Origin of the sequence: Sphingobacterium sp. T2 (genome assembly GCF_000814685.1) — a bacterium.
Lineage (GTDB): Bacteria > Bacteroidota > Bacteroidia > Sphingobacteriales > Sphingobacteriaceae > Sphingobacterium > Sphingobacterium thermophilum.
Window position 1 is genome coordinate 1 of record NZ_JXAC01000169.1, and the last position, 4,729, is coordinate 4,729.

Genomic DNA, 4,729 nt, shown 5'->3' on the forward strand with positions numbered 1-4,729 from the left:
CCGAATTTACGGTAAACTACCTCAACACGCACTACTTTGTGGACAACCAAACAGCTTTGGTAGAAAACAACGCTATCATCCTCCAAAACCTAGTATTGCGCGACATAAAAGGCAATAGAGCACAAGCCAACGGCCTTGTAAACCTCCAAAAACTGGCTAACCCCTATATAGATGTAGATCTTAGAGCCAGCAACTTTATGATCCTGAATACAACCTTTAAGGATAACAATCTATATTTTGGAACTGCCTTCGCCTCAGGAATATTCAAATTTAAGGGATATACTCCGCTATAGACATAGATATCAACGTCAAGTCGGAAACAGGAACTTCAATAACTTTGCCGTTCAATACGGCTATGACTGTCTCCGAAAGTGATTTCGTCTATTTCGTCAGCAAGGATTCTACGGAAAATCAGAAAAAGGATAAGCAACGCGTCTTGCAGGGCTTGACCATGAATATGAATCTCAACTTCACACCGGAAGCCGAAGTAAATCTCCAGACGACTATGGGCTCCTTGAAAGGCAACGGAAATGGAAACATCAAACATGAAAATTTCCAGTCTCGGAGACTTTGAAATGTTTGGCGACTACGTTGTCAGATCTGGCAAATTTCATTTCACCGCACAAGACTTTATCAATAAATTCTTTGATATCAAAGAGGGAGGAACTATCCGCTGGACAGGAAATCCTTCGGAAGCTATCATCAACCTAAACGCCATATACCAACAAAGGACCGCGATAGGACCACTTTATAATGCTGCTGGACATTCCGGAGAAAATGAGCGCGTGCTAGCACAGGCTGACATGCTGATTAAAGGTACACTTAGCCAACCCGATGTGACTTTTGACCTCAACTTTCCACAGAATCCATATATCAAAGATCAGCTGCAGAGCTATCTTAGCGATGCCAACAATATCAACCAACAGGCGCTAAGCCTTATTGTAAGAAGAAGCTTCACCCCTAGCTCTACTAACGAAATCGGAAGAGAGGTAAACAATACGTTGCTCTCCGCAGGAACGGAAATAGCTTTCAACCAACTCAACAACATTATTTCCCAATCGTTGAACATGAATTTCCTGGACCTAAACATTCGTTCCTTCAACGATGCTTCAGCTTCCTTACGTCTTCTAAACGATCGTTTGGTGCTTTCCGGAGGAATCTCAGACCGCAGCAATTATGAAGCTACTGACTTGACTTTCTTCCGTCAGGGGGTTACCACAGATGCCGAACTTACCTTTAAACTACGTAAAGAAGGGAACCTTTTGCTTAGAGCATATAACCGCCCTTATACACGAAACTTCTTAATACGCTCCACCGATGCCGAATATATTAGTGCGATAGGATTAGCATACAGACAAGAATTTAATTCTCTGGGTGAATTTTGGCGCAAAATATGGCAGCGCAGTAATAGAAAAGATAACAAATAAAAAAACACTACTTGCTTTAACGCAAATAAAGCTCTAATAAATATCGCCATTCCTCCTGTAAAGGACCTTTAAACTCAGGTTGCTGTGCTCTACTGTACCAGTAGCGAGCATTCCACAAGTCTCCTTCTTTACGATGCAGGTAAGCATGGACATGCGCAGACACACTGTCCTCTAAATCATTGATAAGGGCATGTGCCCTTGCCCAATCGCCCTTAGCATCCCACCATAACGCCTGTAGAGGAACAGTCAAACTTTCCGGCATCGTGTCGTAATCAAGACTTTGTATAAACTCTTGTAAAGTCATACCTAAAGATACCAAATGAACTTATAAATAAAAAATGCCCGGCAAATTGCGGGCATTTTTTTATTTAAATTTTCCCATCAGGGCTGCTTAATTTTGTTGCCATATCCGTCTCAAGCACCTTCTCTCCTCTTTTTTCGCTTCTCTTCCTCGGTGCTGCTTTTTCCTCATCCCTCATCGAAAGACTTATGCGATTACGTCTTTCGTCGACTTCTATGACGGTCACCAACACTTTTTGCTGCACCTTCACCACTTCATGTGCATCGGAAACATAATGATTTGCCAGCTGACTAAGGTGCACAAGTCCATCCTGATGCACCCCAATGTCTACGAAGGCCCCGAAATTGGTAATATTCGTCACGATGCCTGGCAGCTTCATCCCCACCTTTAAGTCGGAAATTGAGTTGACACCTTCGGTGAAAGAAAAGGCTTCAAACTGCTCGCGCGGATCACGTCCCGGTTTTGCCAATTCGGCCATAATATCATTCAACGTAGGGAGCCCTACCTCATCGGTGATATATTTTTTCAAATTCTATTCTGTTGGCGAAGTTTTTCGTCCTTTCATCAGCTGAATAACATCCACGCCCAGATCTTTTGCCATGCGCTCTACAAGTTCATAACGTTCAGGATGTACGGCAGAAGCATCCAACGGATGTTCTCCATTGCGGATGCGCAGGAATCCGGCGGCCTGCTCGAAGGCCTTTTCTCCTAGACGCGGTACTTTCTTCAACTCCCTGCGTGAACGGAAAGGACCGTGCTCTCTTCGATAGTTAACAATCTGCTGAGCGAGGGCAGGACCTAACCCCGAAATATAGGATAAAATCTGTTTTGAGGCCGTATTCAGCTCTACACCTACCGCATTCACACAAGAAACAACAGTATCATCCAAAGCTGTCTGCAACTTATTTTGGTCTACGTCATGCTGATACTCGCCCCACTCCAATAGATTTTGGGTCTATCTTGACAAGCTCTGCCAATGGGTCCATTAGACGGCGGCCTATAGATACAGCACCACGTACTGTTACATCATATTCAGGAAACTCTTCACGGGCTACTTCCGACGCAGAATAGATGGAAGCTCCACTCTCGTTTACCATAACGATGATAACATTCTGAAGGCCCAGCTTACGCACAAACTCTTCCGTTTCCCTTCCTGCAGTACCATTGCCTATGGCGATAGCTCTATTTCATGTCGGGAAACTAATGATCTCACTATATGTTCCGCTTCCAGCTGTGCTGAAGCTCCATTATGAGGATAGATGGTCGTGTTCTCTACAAGGTTGCCCTGTGCATCCAACACCACTGTCTTACAGCCAGTACGAAATCCAGGGTCTATAGCCAACAATCTTTTTTTGGCCCAGAGGAGCTGCCAACAGCAGCTGACGTACATTATCTGCAAATACCTTGATAGCTTCATCATCGGCACGCTGACGTGTCAAGACACGTACTTCCGTTTCCATAGAAGGTTTCAGCAGCCTTTTATATCCGTCATAGATGGCAAGTTCCACTTGCTTTGAGGCCTCATTATTGCCTTTAATATACTTAGTCTCTATTTTAGGGATTACAAGATCTTCATCTACTTCTATATCCAGATAGAGCATTTCTTCCTTTTCGCCGCGGCGCATAGCCAGCACCCGATGAGATGGAGCCGTACTAATAGGCTCTTTCCAGTCAAAGTAGTCTTTATATTTCAAGGCTTCATCCTCTTTTCCTGGCACTACACGCGATACGAAGAAGCCACTCTCCATGAAAATCTTACGCAACTGTGCACGAATTTCGGCATCTTCTGATACTGTCTCGGCAATGATATCTCTCGCACCTGAAAGAGCATCTTCCACGCTGTTCACCCCAGCATCTTCATTCAGATACTGTTCAGCGACAGCAGTAATATCACCACTATTCTGCTCTAGAAGAAAGTCGGCCAAAGGCTGAAGTCCTTTTTCTCTGGCTATTAACGCCCTTGTACGACGTTTTGGCTTGTAAGGTAAATATATATCTTCCAAGGCGGACATTGTCTCCGCTCCCCGCACTGCGACTTCCAATTCTGGTGTAAGCTTACCTTGATCTTGAATAGATTTGAGAATCGCCTCCTTGCGCTTGTCCAAGTCACGAAGTTGCTGGACGCGATCGCGGATGGCTGTAATCTGCACTTCATCCAAAGAGCCGGTGAGTTCTTTACGATAACGGGAAATAAAAGGGACGGTAGCTCCCTCATCGAGCAGAGCAATAGTGGTGCTCACCTGCTTCGGTGTGATAGACAGCTCGTTAGCAATAATTATTTCGTGTAACATATATAAGCTTATATTTAATGCAAAAGCTGCTGAAATACTCTTCCAACAGCTTTTATGTACAAAATGACAATAATATTTTAGGCGTTATGCGCAGGATTTTCTTTAGCTTGCTCCGCAGGAGAGTCCGCAGCACTGCTTTGCTCTCCATTTTCTTCCGCAAAATAGTCTTTATAGCCATACTTATAATATTCGGTCTCATCCACAGGATGTGCTCCCGGATCATGCTGAACAGTATTTTCTGGTTGAGTAAACTGAGGGAGTTTCTTTTCTGTAGAGGCAGATTCCTCCGCTGAAGCGACTTCCTGATTTTCTACCTCCGGAGCTTCCGATGAAGAGGTTGACGTAGAAGCGTATTCTTTCGGTGAATCTTCCACTTTAACATCCAAATCCTTTTCGAAATTATTTATTTGCTCCGAAATTTCACGTTTGATATCTTCTGAAGCATCTTTGAATTCACGAATTCCTCGTCCTAGTCCACGAGCCAATTCCGGCAATTTCTTTCCTCCAAATAACAATAAGATAACGATCACAATAAGGATCATCTCCTGAGTACCGATATTCAAAAAAGCTAATGTCATAATTTCTGTATATTGTTATAGTATGCTAAGGTAAAGGTATTATACGTTTTGACAAATAATTATTTGTAAATATTTGGACACATTTGTAAAAGATACCAACAATCAAATTAGTTTCCTTGCAAACTAATTTGA

7 protein-coding genes and 2 pseudogenes are annotated in these 4,729 nt (G+C 43.4%); 3 read left to right on the plus strand and 6 right to left on the minus strand.

Features of this window, described 5'->3' with window-relative positions; genetic code table 11:
- From SD31_RS19175 to SD31_RS19185, 3 genes are all read left to right on the plus strand, one after another.
- Positions 1 to 293: translocation/assembly module TamB domain-containing protein (locus SD31_RS19175; protein ID WP_231561483.1), on the plus strand; the 293-nt coding region annotated here is incomplete at its 5' end.
- Positions 294 to 355: 62 nt separating this feature from the next.
- Positions 356 to 574, plus strand: a complete 219-nt coding sequence (locus SD31_RS19180; RefSeq protein ID WP_052258971.1) for a hypothetical protein — start codon at positions 356 to 358, stop codon at positions 572 to 574.
- Entirely contained in the window at positions 546 to 1,427 is an 882-nt protein-coding gene (locus tag SD31_RS19185; RefSeq protein ID WP_231561485.1) for a translocation/assembly module TamB domain-containing protein, read from the plus strand. The genes SD31_RS19180 and SD31_RS19185 overlap by 29 nt, the downstream gene beginning before the upstream one ends.
- 16 nt (positions 1,428 to 1,443) lie before the next feature.
- On the opposite strand, the gene SD31_RS10805 is transcribed toward SD31_RS19185, so the two are convergent.
- The 6 genes and pseudogenes from SD31_RS10805 to SD31_RS16150 form a co-directional block, all read right to left on the minus strand.
- Complete coding sequence (locus tag SD31_RS10805) at positions 1,444 to 1,731, minus strand: hypothetical protein (protein ID WP_039054124.1); 288 nt, start codon at positions 1,729 to 1,731, stop codon at positions 1,444 to 1,446.
- 64 nt (positions 1,732 to 1,795) lie between these two features.
- On the minus strand, positions 1,796 to 2,206 hold the full coding sequence (locus tag SD31_RS21330) for a S1 RNA-binding domain-containing protein (protein ID WP_410528258.1): 411 nt from the start codon (positions 2,204 to 2,206) through the stop codon (positions 1,796 to 1,798).
- 24 nt (positions 2,207 to 2,230) lie between these two features.
- Positions 2,231 to 2,671, minus strand: a pseudogene (locus SD31_RS21335) (helix-hairpin-helix domain-containing protein); the annotation flags it as partial.
- Positions 2,646 to 3,148 (minus strand): annotated as a pseudogene (locus tag SD31_RS21340) (hypothetical protein). The pseudogenes SD31_RS21340 and SD31_RS21335, both read right to left, overlap by 26 nt.
- A complete protein-coding gene (locus SD31_RS21345) occupies positions 3,036 to 4,019 on the minus strand; it encodes a Tex-like N-terminal domain-containing protein (RefSeq protein ID WP_410528257.1) in 984 nt (327 codons plus the stop codon). The pseudogene SD31_RS21340 and the gene SD31_RS21345 overlap by 113 nt, the downstream one beginning before the upstream one ends.
- A 77-nt stretch (positions 4,020 to 4,096) precedes the next feature.
- On the minus strand, positions 4,097 to 4,597 hold the full coding sequence (locus tag SD31_RS16150) for a twin-arginine translocase TatA/TatE family subunit (RefSeq protein WP_082021923.1): 501 nt from the start codon (positions 4,595 to 4,597) through the stop codon (positions 4,097 to 4,099).
- Between the last annotated feature and the right edge of the window lie 132 nt (positions 4,598 to 4,729).